We start from the raw sequence: 15620 nt of genomic DNA, 5'->3' as shown, positions 1-15620 counted from the left end.
GACGGCAATGCGCGTGCGCGCGCCAATTTTCAGACTTCTAGGGGGCGGTGTGGAGTATTCGGGCAAATCAGGACGACCGGGCAGTAGCGGGCGCTGGTGGCCGTTGTGCGGCTGGTTGGCATGGCTGGCGCTGGCGCCGGCGGTGCAAGCCGAGGAGGGCGGCCAGGTGCCAGCCGAACCCGCGCAGGAGGCCCAGGTCCCGGCGCGCTTGGTGGACGTCAACGAGTACTTCGTGCGCGGCAATACCGTGCTCGACGCCAGGGCTATCGAAGAGGCGGTGTATCCGTTCCTCGGGCCGCAGAAGGCCCTGAGCGACATCGAGGGCGCCCGCGACGCCCTGCAGAAGGTCTACCAGGCCCGCGGCTACCAGTCGGTGTATGTCGAGTTGCCGGAGCAGAAGGTCGATGACGGCATCGTCTACCTGCAAGTCAGCGAGACCAAGGTCGGCCGGGTGCGCGTGGTGGGCGCCAAGCACTACTCGCCATTGGAGATCCGCGAGCAGGTGCCGGCGCTGCAAGAGGGCCAGGTGCCGGACTTCGCCACGGTGCAGAACCAGCTGGCGGGGCTCAATCGCGGTGGCGGGCGCCAGGTCATGCCCCTGGTGCGCGAAGGCCAGCGGCCGGGAACCATGGATGTGGACCTGCAGGTGGAAGACAAGAATCCCTGGCGCGCCAGCATCGGCCTGAACAACGACTACAGCGCCGATACCGAGAAGCTGCGCACCGTGGCCAGTGTCGGCTACGACAACCTCTGGCAACTGGGCCACAGCGTTTCCCTGACCTTCTTCACTGCGCCCCAGGACACCTCCAACGCCAAGGTCTGGTCCGGTTCCTATACCGCTCCCTTGAGCGATCGCTGGAGCCTGCAGTTCTCCGGCTACCAGTCCGACAGCAACATCGCCACCATTGGCGGCAGCAACGTGCTGGGCAAGGGCCATTCCTACGGGGTCGCGGCGATCTATGCCTTGCCGGCCAGCGACAGTTGGGCCAACTCGCTGTCGGCGGGCGTGGACTTCAAGGACTTCGACGAAGAGATGCGCTTCGGCCGCAGCAGCGACCAGATCCCGCTCAAGTACGCACCGCTGACCTTCGGCTACAACGGCTACCGCTACAGCGAGAAGTCGCAATTGAGCCTGGGCCTGAACCTGGTGATCGGTACCCGGCGTTTCTTCGGTTATGGCAGTGACGCCCGCGAGTTCCACTACAAACGTGACGAAGCCAGTGCCAGCTTTTCGGTGCTCAAGGGCGATGCCAGCTTCACCTATACCTTCGCCAACGACTGGCAATCGGCGTCCAAGACCGCTTTCCAGCTGGCCTCGGGCCCGCTGGTCTCCAACGAACAGTACTCCGCCGGCGGCGCCACCTCGGTGCGTGGCTACCTGGCCGCCGAGCGTACCGGCGACGAAGGTTGGCTGTTCTCCCAGGAACTGCGCACGCCGTCCCTGGCCAAGTTCCTCGGCAGCTACGTGCAGGAGTGGCGCTTCTACGCCTTCGCCGAAGGTGCGCGCCTGAGCCTGCACGAGCCACTGCCCGAGCAGGAAGACCAATACAGCCTGGCCAGTGTCGGCCTGGGCACCCGCGCCAGCTTGAGCAAGTGGCTGTCCGGCAGCCTGGACTGGGGTTACCCCCTCAAAGACGGCCCCAACACCCAGAAATACGACCCGCGCCTGCACTTCAGTGTGCAAGCCACGTTCTGACTTTTTACGGAGAACCCTTCCATGCAACGCTTATTCCTGAGCCTGTTGATCTGCCTGGGCTTCGTGCTCCCGGCCACGGCCCATGCCTGGTGGCAGGACGACTGGCATTACCGCAAGCAGATCAGTGTCGATACCACGCCCCAGGGGGCGGCCATCAACGAGGCCCTGGGCCGTACCGCGCTGCTGGTACGCCTGCATACCGGCAACTTCACCTTCGACGGGGTCAAGGAGGACGGCTCCGACCTGCGCTTCGTCGCCGCCGATGACAAGACCGTGCTCAACCACCAGATCGAGAGCTTCGACCCCCTGATGGGCATGGCGCTGATCTGGGTCGACGTACCCAAGGTCGAAGGTGGCCAGCGCCAGGACATCTGGATGTACTACGGCAACCAGAAGGCCCCGGCCACCGCCAACGGCCAGCTGACTTTCGATCCCAGCTACACCGCCATCTACCACTTCGAGGGTGGCAACGGCATCCCGGCCAAGGACACCACCGCCTATGGCAACACCGCGCAGGGTGCCACCGGGGCGAGCATCGATGGAGTGATCGGCCGTGCCCTGCAGTTCAGTGGCCAGCCATTGCTGCTGCCGGCCAGCCCCTCGCTGCAGCACAATGCCGGCGGCGCCTTCACCTTCAGCGCCTGGGTCCGCCTGGACCAGGCCAGTGGCGAACAGCTGCTGCTGGCCCGGCGCGAAGGCGCCGGCAGCCTGCTGGTCGGGGTCAACCAGGGCATGCCGTTCGTGGAAGTGGACGGCCAGCGCGCCGTATCCACCCAGCCCTTGAATCCGGGGCAATGGCAGCACCTGGCCCTGAGCGGCGAGGGCAGCCGGCTGGCGCTGTACGTCAATGGCCGGGAAACCGCGAGCCTGGCCCAGGCCATCCCGTCGTTCAATTCGCCGCTGGCCATCGGCGCCGACCTGCCGGTCGCGGCAGGGGCCGAGGCCAGCCATTTCCTGCCGTTCACCGGGGCCATGGACGAGCTGCGCCTGTCCAAGGTGGCACGTCCCGCGGCGCTGCTTTTGGCCGATGCCAGCGCCCAGGGCGCCGAGTCGAAACTGGTGGCCTACGGCGTCGATGAAGAACAGTCGGGCTTCGGCTTCGGCAGCCTGGGCTTCTTGCTCAAGGCGGTGCCGGTGGACGCCTGGGTGATCATCCTGGTGCTGGTGGCGATGATGATCCAGTCGTGGGTGATCATGCTGCGCAAGAACCGCATGGTCAGCCGGGTCAGCGCCGCCAATACGCTGTTTCGCGAGCAGTTCGCCAAAGTCGGCACCCGTCTTGAGATGTTCGCCGATGACCAGGCCCTGGATGCACGCCTGGAGCACTCCTCGCTGTGGCGCCTGTACCTGGTGGCGGTCAAGGAGATCCGTACCCGCCGCGAGCAGGGCGCCGATACCTCGTCGGTGTCGGCGGCCACCATCGAAGCCATCCGCTGCTCCATGGACGGGGTGCGCACCCGCGAGAACCAGCAGCTGAGCGCCAAGCTCTCGACCCTGTCCAACGCCATCGCCGGCGGTCCCTACATCGGCCTGTTGGGCACGGTGCTGGGGATCATGGTGGTGTTCCTCGGCACCGCCATGGCCGGCGACGTCAACATCAACGCCATCGCCCCGGGCATGGCCGCGGCCTTGCTGGCCACCGCCATGGGCCTGTTCGTCGCGATCCCGGCACTGTTCGGCTACAACCGCCTGATCACCCGCAACAAGGAAGTGGGGGCCGACATGCGGGTGTTCGTCGACGAGTTCATTACCCGCCTGGCGGAGCTGCACGGCGAGAGCCAGCAGCATGAGAACGCCCACTGGCGGGTCAGCCACAGCAACGCATCGGTCCCGGCCTGAGGAGAACTGCCATGGCTTCCGTGAACGCCTCCCATGACGACGAAGACGATGCCGCCGTCGACAGCATCAACATCACGCCCCTGGTGGACGTGCTGATGGTGGTGCTGGTGATGTTCATCCTCACCGCCACCGCCCAGGTCTCGGGCATCCAGATCCACCTGCCCAAGGCCAGCGCCTCGGTGTCGTTGTCTGAGGCCAAGACCAAGGCCATCTCGGTGAACGACGGCGGCCAGGTGTTCCTCGATGCCTACCCGGTGACCCTGGGCGAGCTGGAAGAGCGCCTGCGCATCGAGAAGGCGCAGAACCCGGACTTCCCGATCATCGTCCGCGGCGATGCCACGGTGCAGTACCAGAAGGTGATCGAGGTCCTCGACCTGTTGCGCCGCCTGGAGCTGTCCCAGGTCGGGCTGGTTACCGGCAAACCCCAGGGCTGAGTCATGACCGCACAACAACCTATCCAGCTCCCGCCGGTTCAGCCAAAGCAAAAAGCCGTGCGCCTGCTCAAGTGGGGCCTCGGGCTGCTGCTGGCGGGCGTCGCCGCCTGGCTGCTGTGGCAGTGGGCCAACGACATGGCCGGGGTGCGCCGGGAAGCGCCGAAGGTGCCGACCATCATCCCGTTGCCGCCACCACCGCCGCCACCTCCACCGCCGCCGGAGAAGCCCAAGGAGCCGGAACCGGTGGAGGAGAAAGTGCCGGAGCCCGAGCCCACGCCGACCCCCGAGGAGGTCAAGCCCGAGGAAGAGGCACCGCCATCGCCGGCGGACGACCTGGCCAACCCGATGCAGATCGATGGCGACGCCCAGGCGGGCGGCGACGCTTTCAACATCGGCGCCGGCAAGGGCGGCGGCATGGCTGGCTCCGGTGGCGGCGGCCTGGGCACCGGAACCTACAAGCAATACCTGGCGGCGACCTTCCAGCGCGCGCTGCGCGAGGATGCGGAGCTGCGCAAGAAGGCCTATTCGCTGCAGGTGGACCTGTGGCTGGGCGCTGACGGGCAAGTCACCCGGGTGCTGCTGGCCCACTCCAGCGGCGATGCCCAGACCGACGAACAGGTGCTGGCGGCGCTACGGGCCACGCCGCGCCTGAAGGAGCGCATGCCGGCTTCCCTGACCTTGCCTGTGCGCCTGTCCCTCAAGGGCCGGCGCCCGAATTGATCGAACCCCTTTTGCAGTTTCTACAGGAGTTGTGTGCAGATGATTTCCACCCTGAATCGATTGACCCTGGCGCTCGGCATGGTCGCCCTGGGCCTGGCCGGCCAGGCCACGGCCGCGGCGGCCGCGCCTTCGGAGAACGCCACGATCAACCTGATCCGTTTGTTGGTGCAACAGGGGGTTTTGAAGCAGGAACAGGCCGACGGCCTGATCGCCCAGGCCGAGAAGGAGGCCCAGCAGGCTCGCCAGGCCAACGCCGCGGTGGCTGCGGTGGCCGCCGGCGGACCTGCGGCCGCGCCAGGGGACGTGCGGGTGCAATACGTGCCGGCCATCGTCCGTGACCAGATCCGCGACCAGGTCAAGGCCGAGGTCATGGCCACCGCCAAGCAGGAGAACTGGGCCCAGCCCAACACCTTCCCGGACTGGGTCTCGCGCATCACCTTCGATGGCGACATTCGCCTGCGCAGTGAGTCGCGGTTCTTCGCCGACAACAACAGCAACGAGATCGTCGACTACGCCAAGCTCAACGACAGCGGCCCCTACGACGTCAACAAGGACACCAACAGCAAGCTGCCGCCGCTGCTCAACACCCGCGAGGACCGCGACAACCTGTTCCGCCTGCGGGCGCGCCTGGGGATGAAGGCGGTGATCTCGCCGGAATGGACCGCGGGTATCCGCATCGGCACCGGCTCGGACAACAACCCGGTATCCACCACCCAGACCCTGGGCGGCGGCTTCGGCAAGAAGGACATCTGGCTCGACCAGGGCTACCTGACCTGGAAGGCCACCCAGGACCTGACCCTGACCGGCGGACGGATCGCCAACCCGTTCTATTCCACCGACATGCTGTACTCCAACGACCTGAACTTCGACGGCGTGGCGGCGATCTTCAATCACAAGCTCGACAGCGACTGGGGGCTGTTCGGCACGGTCGGCGCCTTCCCGGTGGAGTACACCAACGACACGTCCACCAGCAACGGCTTCGACAAGAACGAGAGCGACACCAAGTGGTTGTTCGGCGGGCAGATCGGCGCCAACTGGAAGATCAACCGCAGCAACAGCCTCAAGGGCGCCTTGGCCTACTACCGCTTCGAGGATATCGAAGGCCAGCGCTCCAGCCCTTGCACGCCCTGGGCCGGCGCCCCGGGCTGCGATACCGACGGTTCGCGGGTGGCCTTCATGCAGAAGGGCAACAGCGTGTTCCTGTTGCGCAACATCGCGCCCAACCCGGCCACTCCCGGCCTGACCCCGCAACCGCAATACGTGGGCCTGGCCTCGAAGTTCGATGTGCTGGACCTGAACCTGGCCTGGGACACCGAGCTGCCGGATGACCTGCGCCTGCGCACCCAGGGCAACTACATCCGCAACCTGGCCTACGACAAGGCCGAGATGCTCAAGCGCAGCGAAGGCCAGATCGTCAACAACATCAACCGCAATGGCGAGTTCGAGAGCGGCGGCAATGCACTGATGCTGCAGTTCACCCTGGGTAATGCCCTGGAAATGAAGAAGGCCGGCGACTGGAACCTGCTGGCCGGCTACAAGTACATCCAGCCCGACGCCTTGCCTGACGGCTTCAACGACTCTTCGTTCCACCTGGGCGGGACCAACGCCAAGGGCTACTTCCTGGGCGGCAACTACGGCATCGACAAGAACATCTATGCCACGGCCCGCTACATGAGCGCCTCGGAAGTCTACGGGCCGCGTTATGAAGTCGACGTCATGCAGCTTGAACTCAATACGCGCTTCTAAGCGCAGGGAGGAAGGTTATGAACAGCCGGACGAGGGCAGGGGCCGTGGGCCTGTTGCTGGCCTGGGGCGTGCTGGCCAGCGCGCCCGCCGCCGCCGAAGGCATGGAAGAGCGCCTGCGCACCCAGTTGCGCAGCACTACCCAGCAGTTGCAGGCCCTGCAGAGCGAGCAGGCCCAGGCCGCCGCCGCGCGGCTGGCCGCGGAAAACGCCGCCAAGGAGGCCCAGGCCCAGGTCAAGCAGCTCACCGCCGAACTGGCCAAGAGCCGTGGCGTGGCCGAGCAACTGGCCGGCCAGCAGCAGAACCTGCAGAGCCAGGCCCAGGCCCAGGCTGCCGCCAACAGCGAGCAACTGGGCAAGTTCAAGAAGGCCTACGACGAACTGCTGGTGCTGGCCCGGGGCAAGGAGGCCGAGCGGGTCAAGCTGCAGGCGCAATTGAACGAACGTGACACACAAGTGCAGCAATGTGCAGTCAAGAATCAACGGATGTACGGCGTCGCCAAGGAAATCCTCACGGCTTACGAAAAGATCGACGTGGCCGAGGTGGTCAAGATCCGCCAGCCTTTCGCAGGTAGTGCTAGGGTCAAGTTCGAGGAACTGGCCCAGGGTTTCGGCGATGACCTGTACCAGACTCAGTTCGACGCCCCACGGGCGGCGAGCGCTCATTGATTACCAGGGAAGAACAGACATGACACAAGCAACCTTGATCACCAGCGTCACCACCGACAGCCTGACCGACCTGCTGCAAGGCGCCGGTTACCGGGTCAACCACACTGAGCAGAACGGTATCGTGCAATTGCTCAGCGCCAGCCAGGGCATCGGCTACGCCGTGCGCTTCGGCAACCCGGCGGCAGAGGCCGGGCACTACGTGGACTTCACCTATAGCTGTGCGTTGCGCGTCCAAGGCGAGTTGCCGGCCGGCCTGGCGGAGCTGTGGAACGCCTCGCGGCGCTTCGCCCGGCTGTCGTTGCAGGGTGAATTCCTGGTGATGGAAATGGACGTGGTGGTGGCCGGGGTCAGCGATACCCACCTGCGCAGCCAGCTGGAGCTGTGGGACCGCCTGCTCCAGGAGTTCATCGTCTACCTGCGTGAATACAGCCAGCAGGCGGCCCAACTGCAGGCCCAAGCCCAGGTCGAGCCAGCCGGCACGCCGCAGGCCAGTGGCGCGGCAGAGGCGGCGGTCCTGTGAAGAAGCCGACCCTGGTGGTCGGTGCCGGGGCGCTGACCCTGCTTGGCCTGGCCCTGGGGCTGGCCTTGCGTCCGGGCAGCGATCCGGTGGCGGCCCAGCAGCCGGCCCCGGCGGCGCTGCAGCAGCAATTGGCGAATACCCCGGCGGTGGCGCGCCTGGGTAACCAGCAGGTGGCGGTGGCGGAGCTCCAGGCGCTGTTCGCCAGCCTGCCGGAGGAGGCCCGGACTCAACTGCGCGGCAATCGCCCGGCCCTGGAGACCTGGATCCGTTCGCGCCTGGCGCAGAAGGCGGTGCTGGAGCAGGCCGATGCCCAGGGCTGGCGCCAGCGCCCGGAGGTGGAGCAGCAAACCCGCGCTGCCACCGAGCAGATCGTCTTTCGCGACTACATGCAGTCGGTCAGCCAGGTGCCGGCGGACTACCCCAGCGCCGCCGAACTGCAACAGGCCTACGACAGCGGCAAGTCGGCCTGGCTGACCCCGCCGTTGTACCGGGTCAGCCAGGTCTTCCTGGCGGTGCCCGAGCCCCAGGCGCTGGAGCAGGTGCGGCGCCAGGCCCAGGAGATCGCCAGGAAGGCCCAGGCCGCTCCCGGTGAGTTCGCCGCCCTGGCTGCGCAGTACTCCCAGGACCCGGACAGTGCCCGGCACGGTGGCGATTCGGGCTTGCAGCCCCTGCAGCAACTGGTGCCGGAGGTGCGTGGCGCCGTGGCCCGGCTCAAGGTCGGCGCGGTATCGGAGGTGGTGCAGAGCGCGGCGGGTTTCCATGTGCTCAAGCTGACCGAGCTGCAACCGGCGCGTACCGCCAGCCTGGACGAGGTGCGTGAGCGCCTGGTCCAGGCCTTGCGGGCCCAGCGCCAGGAGCAGATCGCCAAGGCCTATCTGGAGGGCATGCTCAACACCGCGACGCTGAGCATCGATGGCGCGGCGCTCAACCAGGCACTGGAGGAAAAAGCTCAGTAACCGGCCCGCGTGGAGCGGGGCCAGCAGCGGGCGCCATCTTGCGGGGCGTCGTGGTCCGGTCCACGCGGTTTCAGGGCAGGGCAGGAAGTGGGATGTGGCGCGTGCCGTCACGGCCTGCTTGCTGCCAACACCGGCGCAAGCCAAGGACGCAACACTCAACAAGACAGGGAGTCACCGATGTCATTTCTCGAACCTGCTCCACACCAGGGCGTTGTTCCCTACAGTGTTCCCCAGGAACCCCGGGAAGCCTGGCTGGCCCTGGCGGCCGGGATCGATCCAGAGGTCGCCCAGTATTTCCTGGTGAGCGCCCGTTGCGGTTGCTTCATGCAGGCAGCCCGCAGCCTGAACATCAAGGCCACCTTGCTGCGCAAGCAGCTGGCGTTGCTGGAGGAGCACCTGCGGCGTGCGTTGTTCTGCTACCAGGGCAACGCCTTGAGCCTGAGCCGCGAAGGCCTGCAACTGCAGGCCCAGTTGATCGCCCTGGCCCACCAGCGGCGCCTGCCGGTGATCGAGCAGCCGCTGATTCGCCTGGCGGTGGCCGAGACCATCCTGCATGACATCCTGGGTCGCGACCTGATCGCCCTGTTGCGGCGCAACGCCAGCGCGCGCCTGGAAATCATCTCCATCGACAGCGACCTGTCGCTGCGGGCCCTGAGCGCCGACCTGGTGCTGTGGCTGGGGGCCGCCGACTCGCCCTTGCCGGGGCCTAGCTTCGCCATTCGCGAACCCATGCCCCTGGCGCGTATCGACTACCTGCCGCACATCGCCAAGCGCTACTCCCGGGTCGCGGCGCGCCCCGACAGCGTCGACGACCTGACCGACTACATGCTGGTGCAGTGGCAACACGACCGGCAGATCGAGCCCTTCCGCCCCTGGAACAGCCTGGTGGATTCGCGGCTGGCCGGGGTGGTGCACGTGCATTCCTATGAGCTGATGCTGGAGATGATCCGCTGCAGCGCCTGTATCGGCTTGCTGCCGCAGTACATCAGCCGCTTCGACCGCGGCTTGACCGCCTTGCCCGGGCTGTTCGGCGAAAGCATGCAGCGCCGCGCCTGGCTGGCGATGAACGCCCAGGTGCAGCACGAGGAAGAAGTCCAGCAACTGGTGGACCTGATCCTGCATACCTTCACCGAGCGCGAGGACTGGTTTGCCTGAGGGAGGCGCTCGTCATGGCAGGGCCCGGCGTTTTACACTCGATGGCCATTCCAACGACAAGGACGCCCCGCCATGCCCAGTTCTCCCGCCAGCATTGTCATCGAGCGTTTCAGCGAGGCTCATCTTGAAGGCTTGACCGCGCTCTACAGTGAACCGACGGTGGCCAGCCAGACCCTGCAGATGCCTTACCAGTCCCCCGAACTGTGGCGCAAGCGCCTCGGGCTGGACAACGAGCGGCTGGTGTCCCTGGTGGCCCTGCACCAGGGCGTGGTGATCGGCAATTGCAGCCTGGAGCAGATCGGGCGGGTGCGGCGCTCCCATTGCGCGAGCTTTGGCATGGGGGTGGCGCGGGCCTGGCAGGGCCAGGGCATCGGCAGCCGCCTGCTGGCGGCGGTGCTGGAGGTGGCGGACAACTGGATGAACCTGCGTCGGGTCGAGCTCACGGTGTACGCCGATAACCTGGCGGCCATCGGCCTGTACCGCAAGTTCGGCTTCGAGACCGAGGGCCAGTTGCGCGACTACGCGGTGCGTGACGGTCGCTACGTCGATGTGCTGGCCATGGCGCGCCTGCGCGATCGGTAGCTGCTACCGAACCTGCGAGGCAGCGACCGGGCGCGTAGCGGCCGTGGGGCCGCGATCGGCCTGGTGCTCCGCTGGCGCCCGCTGCGCGGTTGTGCACAGCCTGCGCCAGCGGCTACTCCTGCCGCGAGCGGTCGTGTAGCGGTTAGCGCGAGTTGCGCTTCACCAGTTTCATCACCACCACGAAGAACACCGGGACGAAGATCACTGCCAGGGTCGCGGTGATCATCCCGCCGATCACCCCGGTGCCGATCGCCTGCTGGCTGGCGGAGCTGGCGCCGGTGGCGATGGCCAGGGGCACCACGCCGAGGATGAACGCCAGGGAGGTCATGACGATCGGCCGCAGGCGCAGGCGGGCGGCCTGCAGGGTGGCGTCCAGCAGGTCATGGCCCTCGTCGTACAGGCTCTTGGCGAACTCGATGATCAGGATCGCGTTCTTCGCCGACAGGCCGATGATGGTGATCAGGCCCACCTTGAAGAACACGTCGTTGGGCATGTCGCGCAAGGTCACCGCCAGTACTGCGCCGAGTACGCCCAGCGGCACCACCAGCAGCACCGAGGCCGGGATCGACCAGCTCTCATAGAGCGCCGCCAGGCACAGGAACACGATCAGCAACGACAATCCCAGCAGTAGCGGGGCCTGGCTGCCCGACAGGCGCTCCTGCAACGACAGGCCGGTCCACTCCAGGCCCAGGCCGTTCGGCAGCTGGGCCACCAGGCGTTCGATTTCCTGCATGGCTTCGCCGGTGCTGCGGCCCGCTGCCGGCTCGCCGGAGACGTCGACCGCCGGGTAGCCGTTGTAGCGGGTCAACTGTGCGGGGCCCATCTTCCAGCTGGCGCTGACGAAGGACGACAACGGCACCATCTTGCCGGCGCTGTTGCGCACGTTCAGGCGCAACAGGTCCTCGACCTGGCTGCGCTGGTCGCCCTCGGCCTGGATCACCACCCGCTGCATCCGGCCCTGGTTGGGGAAGTCGTTGATGTAGGCCGAGCCCAGGGCGGTGGACAGCAGGCTGCCGATATCGCCGAAGGACACGCCCAGGGCATTGGCTTGCTTGCGGTCGATCGCCAGTTGCACCTGGGGTGCCTCGGCCAGGGCGTTTTCCCGCACGTTGGCCAGGATCGGGCTCTTTTGCGCGGCCTGCAGCAGTTCGGTACGAGCCTGCATCAGCGCTTCATGGCCGACGCCGCCACGGTCTTGCAGGCGGAACTCGAAGCCGCTGGAGGTGCCCAGGCCATCGATCGGCGGCGGCAGGATGGCGTAGGCCACGGCATCCTTGATTTCGCCGAAGGCTGCGGTGGCGCGCTCGGCGATGCTCATCGCCGAATCGTCGCGGCCCCGTTGCGACCAGTCCTTGAGGGTGGTGAAGGCCAGCGCCGCGTTCTGCCCGTTACCCGAGAAACTGAAGCCGAGGATGATGGTGCTGTCGCCCACGCCCGGTTCCGAGGCGTTGTGTGCCTCGATCTGTTCCACCACGCGGATGGTGCGGTTCTGGCTGGCACCCGGTGGCAGCTGGATATCGGTGATGGTGTAGCCCTGGTCCTCGACTGGCAGGAACGAGGAGGGCAGGCGCACGAACAGCAGCGCCATGACCACCAGCAACGCCAGGTAGATCAGCAGGTAGCGCCCGCTGCGCTTGAGCGCATAGGCCACGCCACCCTGGTAGCTGTCGGTCAGGCGCTCGAAGCGGCGGTTGAACCAGCCGAAGAAGCCGCCACGCTCGTGATGCTCGCCGGCGGCGATGGGCTTGAGCAGGGTCGCGCACAGGGCCGGGGTCAGGGTCAGGGCCAGGAACGCCGAGAACAGGATCGAGGTGGCCATGGACAGCGAGAACTGCTGGTAGATCACCCCCACCGAGCCTGGCATGAAGGCCATGGGGATGAACACTGCCACCAGCACCAGGGTGATACCGATGATCGCGCCGGTGATCTGCTGCATCGCCTTGCGCGTGGCTTCCCGGGGGGGCAGGCCCTCGTTGGCCATGATCCGTTCGACGTTCTCCACCACCACGATGGCGTCGTCCACCAGGATGCCGATGGCCAGCACCATGCCGAACATGGTCAGCACGTTGATGGAGAAACCCAGGGCCAGCATGGTGGCGAAGGTGCCCATCAGCGCCACCGGGACCACCAGGGTCGGGATCAGGGTGTAGCGGATGTTCTGCAGGAACAGCAGCATCACCAGGAACACCAGGACCATGGCCTCGAGCAGGGTGTAGAGCACCTTGGTGATCGAGACCTTGACGAACGGCGAGGTGTCGTAGGGGATCTTGTATTCCACGCCGGCGGGGAAGTAGCGCGACAGCTCATCCATCTTTGCCCGGATCAGGGTCGCGGTGTTCAGCGCATTGGCTCCGGGAGACAGCTGCACGCCGACGGCGGTGGACTGCTTGCCGTTCAGGCGCGTGCCGAACTGGTATTCCTGGCTGCCCACTTCCACCCGCGCCACGTCGCCGATACGCACGGTGGAACCGTCGGGGTTGGCCTTGAGGACGATGTCGGCGAACTCCTCCGGGTTGCTCAGTTGGCCCTTGACCAGCACGGTGGCGGTGATTTCCTGGCTGGAAGGGCCGGGCAGGTCGCCGATGCTGCCTGCCGGTACCTGGGCGTTCTGCGCGGCTACGGCGGCGTTGACGTCGGCCGGAGTCAGGTTGAAGCCGATCAGCTTCTGCGGATCGAGCCAGATCCGCATGGCCCGTTCGGCGCCATACAACTGGGCCTTGCCGACGCCATCCAGGCGGCGGATCTCGTTCAGCACGCTGCGCGCCATGTAGTCGCTGAGCGCGACCTCGTCCAGGCGCCCGTCATTGGAGCTCAGGGTGATCAGCAGCAGGAAGCCGGCAGAGACTTTCTCCACTTGCAGGCCTTGCTGGGTCACGGCCTGGGGCAGGCGTGGCTCCACCGCCTTGAGGCGGTTCTGCACGTCCACCTGGGCCAGCTCCGGGTTGGTGCCCGGCTGGAAGGTGGCGGTGATGGTGGCACTGCCCAGGCTGCTCTGGGACGAGAAGTACAGCAGGTGGTCGGCGCCGTTGAGCTCTTGCTCGATCAGGCTGACCACCGACTCGTCCATGGTCTGGGCCGAGGCACCCGGGTAGGTGGCGGCGATCTCGATCTGCGGCGGGGCGACGTTGGGGTACTGGGCCACCGGCAACTGGGGTATCGCCAGGGCGCCGCCGATCAGGATGAAGAAGGCGACCACCCAGGCGAACACCGGACGGTCAATGAAGAATTGCGGCATCTGTACTACCTATTGGCCTGGGTTCTGGACGTGCGCGAGGGGGGCGTCATCGATCTCGACCTGCTCGCCGGGACGGGCGTGCTGCAGCCCTTCGACGATGATCCGGTCGCCGGGCTTGAGACCGTCGGTGACTATCCAGCGGTCTTGCTGCACGCCGCCCAGGTGCACCGGGTGCTGTACCACGCGGTTTTCGGCGTCCACCAGCAACACCTGGGCGATACCGGCGCCATCGCGCTGGATGGCCCGCTGCGGGACGCTGATGCCCTGGCGGTTGACCGCCTGCTCCAGGCGGACCCGGACGAAGCTGCCGGGCAGCAGGTCCAGTTCCGGGTTGGGGAACTCGCTGCGCAGGGTGATCTGGCCGGTGCCGGGGTCGACGCTGATATCGGTGAACAGCAGCTTGCCCGGTAGCGGATAGAGGCTGCCATCGTCCTGCACCAGGGTGGCCTTGGCCTGGTCCTTGCCGACCTGCTGCAGTTGGCCGGCGCGCAGGGCCCGCCGCAGATCGTTGAGCTCGCGGGTGGACTGGGTCAGGTCGGCGTGGATCGGATCCAGCTGCTGGATCAGCGCCAGGGGCGTGCTTTCGCCCTGGCCCACCAGGGCACCTTCGGTGACCAGGGCGCGGCCGACCCGACCGGAAATCGGCGCAGTGACGGTGGCGTAGCCCAGGTTCAGCCTGGCCCGCTGCACCGCGGCCTGGTTGGCGGCGACTTCGGCGTCGGCCTGGCGCGCAGCGGAACGGGCGTTGTCGTATTCCTGGCCGCTGATGGCCTGGTCGGCGATCAGCCGCGAGTAGCGCTGCTCCTGCAAACGGGCCTGGAACGCGGTGGCCTCGGCCTTGCGCAGGCTGGCCACGGCGCTGTCCAGGTCGGCCTTGAACGGCGCCGGGTCGATGCGGAACAGTACGTCGCCCTGCTTGACGTCCGAACCTTCGCGGAAGGTCCGTTGCAGCACCACGCCGGCCACCCGGGCGCGGACTTCGGCAATGCGTGGCGCGGCGATCCGTCCGCTCAATTCGCTGGTGATGGACAAGGCCTGGCTGCGCACGATCTCGGTGCGGACCTTGGCCGGCGCCGGTTTCTGCTCGCTGCCGGACTGGCCGCAGGCGCTCAGCGTCGCGGCCATGACCAGCAGGCAAAGCGGCGCGAAGAGTTTGTTCGACATACTGATACCCCAATGATGAACCCGGCATGCTAAGGGCATGGGGGTTAAGGCGCTGTGAAGCTATGTAGCCGCTGTGTGAAAAAATGTGAAGCGCACGAGCCTGTCGGGGCCGCGTTGTATATGCTTGGCAACCTTGCTGCTAGTTCCCGGCGCATCTATGGATAACGCCGGTTCTTCGTATTTCTTCAATAAAGATTTCTCTTCCATGGCCAATATCCTCCTTGTCGAAGACGACCCCGCGCTCTCCGAACTGATTGCCAGCTACCTGGAGCGCAACGGCTACCAGGTCAGCGTCATCAGCCGTGGCGACCAGGTGCGCGAGCGGGCCCGGAGCAACCCGCCGGACCTGGTGATCCTCGACCTGATGCTGCCGGGCCTGGATGGCTTGCAAGTGTGCCGGCTGCTGCGGGCCGACTCGGCCAGCCTGCCGATCCTGATGCTGACCGCCCGCGATGACAGCCACGACCAGGTGCTGGGCCTGGAAATGGGCGCCGACGACTATGTGACCAAGCCCTGCGAGCCGCGAGTGTTGCTGGCCCGGGTCCGGACCCTGTTGCGCCGCAGCAGCCTGGGCGAGCCGCAGACCGCCAGCGACCGGATCCTCATGGGCAACCTGTGCATCGATCTATCGGAACGCACCGTGACCTGGCGCGACCAGCTGGTGGAACTGTCCAGCGGCGAATACAACCTGCTGGTGGTGCTGGCCCGGCATGCCGGCGAAGTGCTGAGCCGCGATCAGATCCTCCAGCGCTTGCGCGGTATCGAGTTCAACGGCACCGACCGTTCGGTGGACGTGGCCATCTCCAAGCTGCGACGCAAGTTCGACGACCACGCCGGCGAGGCGCGCAAGATCAAGACCGTCTGGGGCAAGGGCTACCTGTTCAGCCGTTCCGAGTGGGAATGCTGAA

Annotated in this window: 14 protein-coding genes; 11 read left to right on the top strand and 3 right to left on the bottom strand. The window is 66.5% G+C overall.

Annotated elements, in window-relative coordinates; genetic code table 11:
* Window positions 1-7 precede the first annotated feature (7 nt).
* The 10 genes from GDH07_RS14955 (at window position 8) to GDH07_RS14910 (ending at window position 10313) form a co-directional block, all read left to right on the top strand.
* Window positions 8-1696: a ShlB/FhaC/HecB family hemolysin secretion/activation protein gene (locus GDH07_RS14955; RefSeq protein ID WP_178124066.1), complete on the top strand. Its 1689-nt coding sequence runs from the start codon at window positions 8-10 to the stop codon at window positions 1694-1696.
* 21 nt (window positions 1697-1717) lie between these two features.
* Window positions 1718-3535, top strand: a complete 1818-nt coding sequence (locus GDH07_RS14950; protein WP_022644159.1) for a DUF2341 domain-containing protein — start codon at window positions 1718-1720, stop codon at window positions 3533-3535.
* Window positions 3536-3546: 11 nt separating this feature from the next.
* Window positions 3547-3969, top strand: a complete 423-nt coding sequence (locus tag GDH07_RS14945) for an ExbD/TolR family protein (RefSeq protein WP_053129146.1) — start codon at window positions 3547-3549, stop codon at window positions 3967-3969.
* A gap of 3 nt (window positions 3970-3972) precedes the next feature.
* Entirely contained in the window at window positions 3973-4689 is a 717-nt protein-coding gene (locus GDH07_RS14940; protein WP_152898033.1) for an energy transducer TonB family protein, read from the top strand.
* A gap of 39 nt (window positions 4690-4728) precedes the next feature.
* Window positions 4729-6435, top strand: coding sequence for a putative porin (locus tag GDH07_RS14935; protein WP_053129149.1), 1707 nt, complete (start codon window positions 4729-4731; stop codon window positions 6433-6435).
* 17 nt (window positions 6436-6452) lie between these two features.
* The gene (locus GDH07_RS14930) at window positions 6453-7100 is read left to right on the top strand and encodes a DNA repair protein (protein ID WP_152898032.1); all 648 of its coding nucleotides are present in this window, start codon (window positions 6453-6455) and stop codon (window positions 7098-7100) included.
* A gap of 19 nt (window positions 7101-7119) precedes the next feature.
* Window positions 7120-7620 (top strand): YbjN domain-containing protein, encoded by a 501-nt coding sequence (locus tag GDH07_RS14925; RefSeq protein ID WP_022644235.1) that lies wholly within the window; start codon window positions 7120-7122, stop codon window positions 7618-7620.
* Window positions 7617-8576 (top strand): peptidylprolyl isomerase, encoded by a 960-nt coding sequence (locus GDH07_RS14920; RefSeq protein WP_343038242.1) that lies wholly within the window; start codon window positions 7617-7619, stop codon window positions 8574-8576. The genes GDH07_RS14925 and GDH07_RS14920 overlap by 4 nt, the downstream gene beginning before the upstream one ends.
* A 177-nt stretch (window positions 8577-8753) precedes the next feature.
* Window positions 8754-9731, top strand: coding sequence for a LysR family transcriptional regulator (locus GDH07_RS14915; protein ID WP_053129155.1), 978 nt, complete (start codon window positions 8754-8756; stop codon window positions 9729-9731).
* A gap of 72 nt (window positions 9732-9803) precedes the next feature.
* Window positions 9804-10313, top strand: coding sequence for a GNAT family N-acetyltransferase (locus GDH07_RS14910; RefSeq protein WP_053129157.1), 510 nt, complete (start codon window positions 9804-9806; stop codon window positions 10311-10313).
* 142 nt (window positions 10314-10455) lie between these two features.
* On the opposite strand, the gene GDH07_RS14905 is transcribed toward GDH07_RS14910, so the two are convergent.
* From GDH07_RS14905 to GDH07_RS32310, 3 genes are read right to left on the bottom strand one after another with little or no spacing between them, the layout of a single operon-like run.
* A complete protein-coding gene (locus tag GDH07_RS14905; RefSeq protein ID WP_152898031.1) occupies window positions 10456-13548 on the bottom strand; it encodes an efflux RND transporter permease subunit in 3093 nt (1030 codons plus the stop codon).
* A gap of 9 nt (window positions 13549-13557) precedes the next feature.
* Entirely contained in the window at window positions 13558-14712 is a 1155-nt protein-coding gene (locus GDH07_RS14900) for an efflux RND transporter periplasmic adaptor subunit (RefSeq protein ID WP_152898030.1), read from the bottom strand.
* A 60-nt stretch (window positions 14713-14772) separates the two neighbouring features.
* On the bottom strand, window positions 14773-14919 hold the full coding sequence (locus GDH07_RS32310; RefSeq protein WP_178124065.1) for a hypothetical protein: 147 nt from the start codon (window positions 14917-14919) through the stop codon (window positions 14773-14775).
* On the opposite strand from GDH07_RS32310, the gene GDH07_RS14895 reads away from it, so the two are divergent.
* Complete coding sequence (locus tag GDH07_RS14895; RefSeq protein ID WP_022644244.1) at window positions 14918-15619, top strand: response regulator; 702 nt, start codon at window positions 14918-14920, stop codon at window positions 15617-15619. The two genes, GDH07_RS32310 and GDH07_RS14895, sit on opposite strands and share 2 nt — an antisense overlap.
* Window position 15620 lies beyond the last annotated feature (1 nt).

This window comes from Pseudomonas piscis (genome assembly GCF_009380155.1).
Classification (GTDB): Bacteria; Pseudomonadota; Gammaproteobacteria; order Pseudomonadales; family Pseudomonadaceae; genus Aquipseudomonas; species Aquipseudomonas piscis.
Note: the sequence above shows the minus strand (reverse complement) of the source record. Positions and strands in the feature narration are given on the sequence as shown.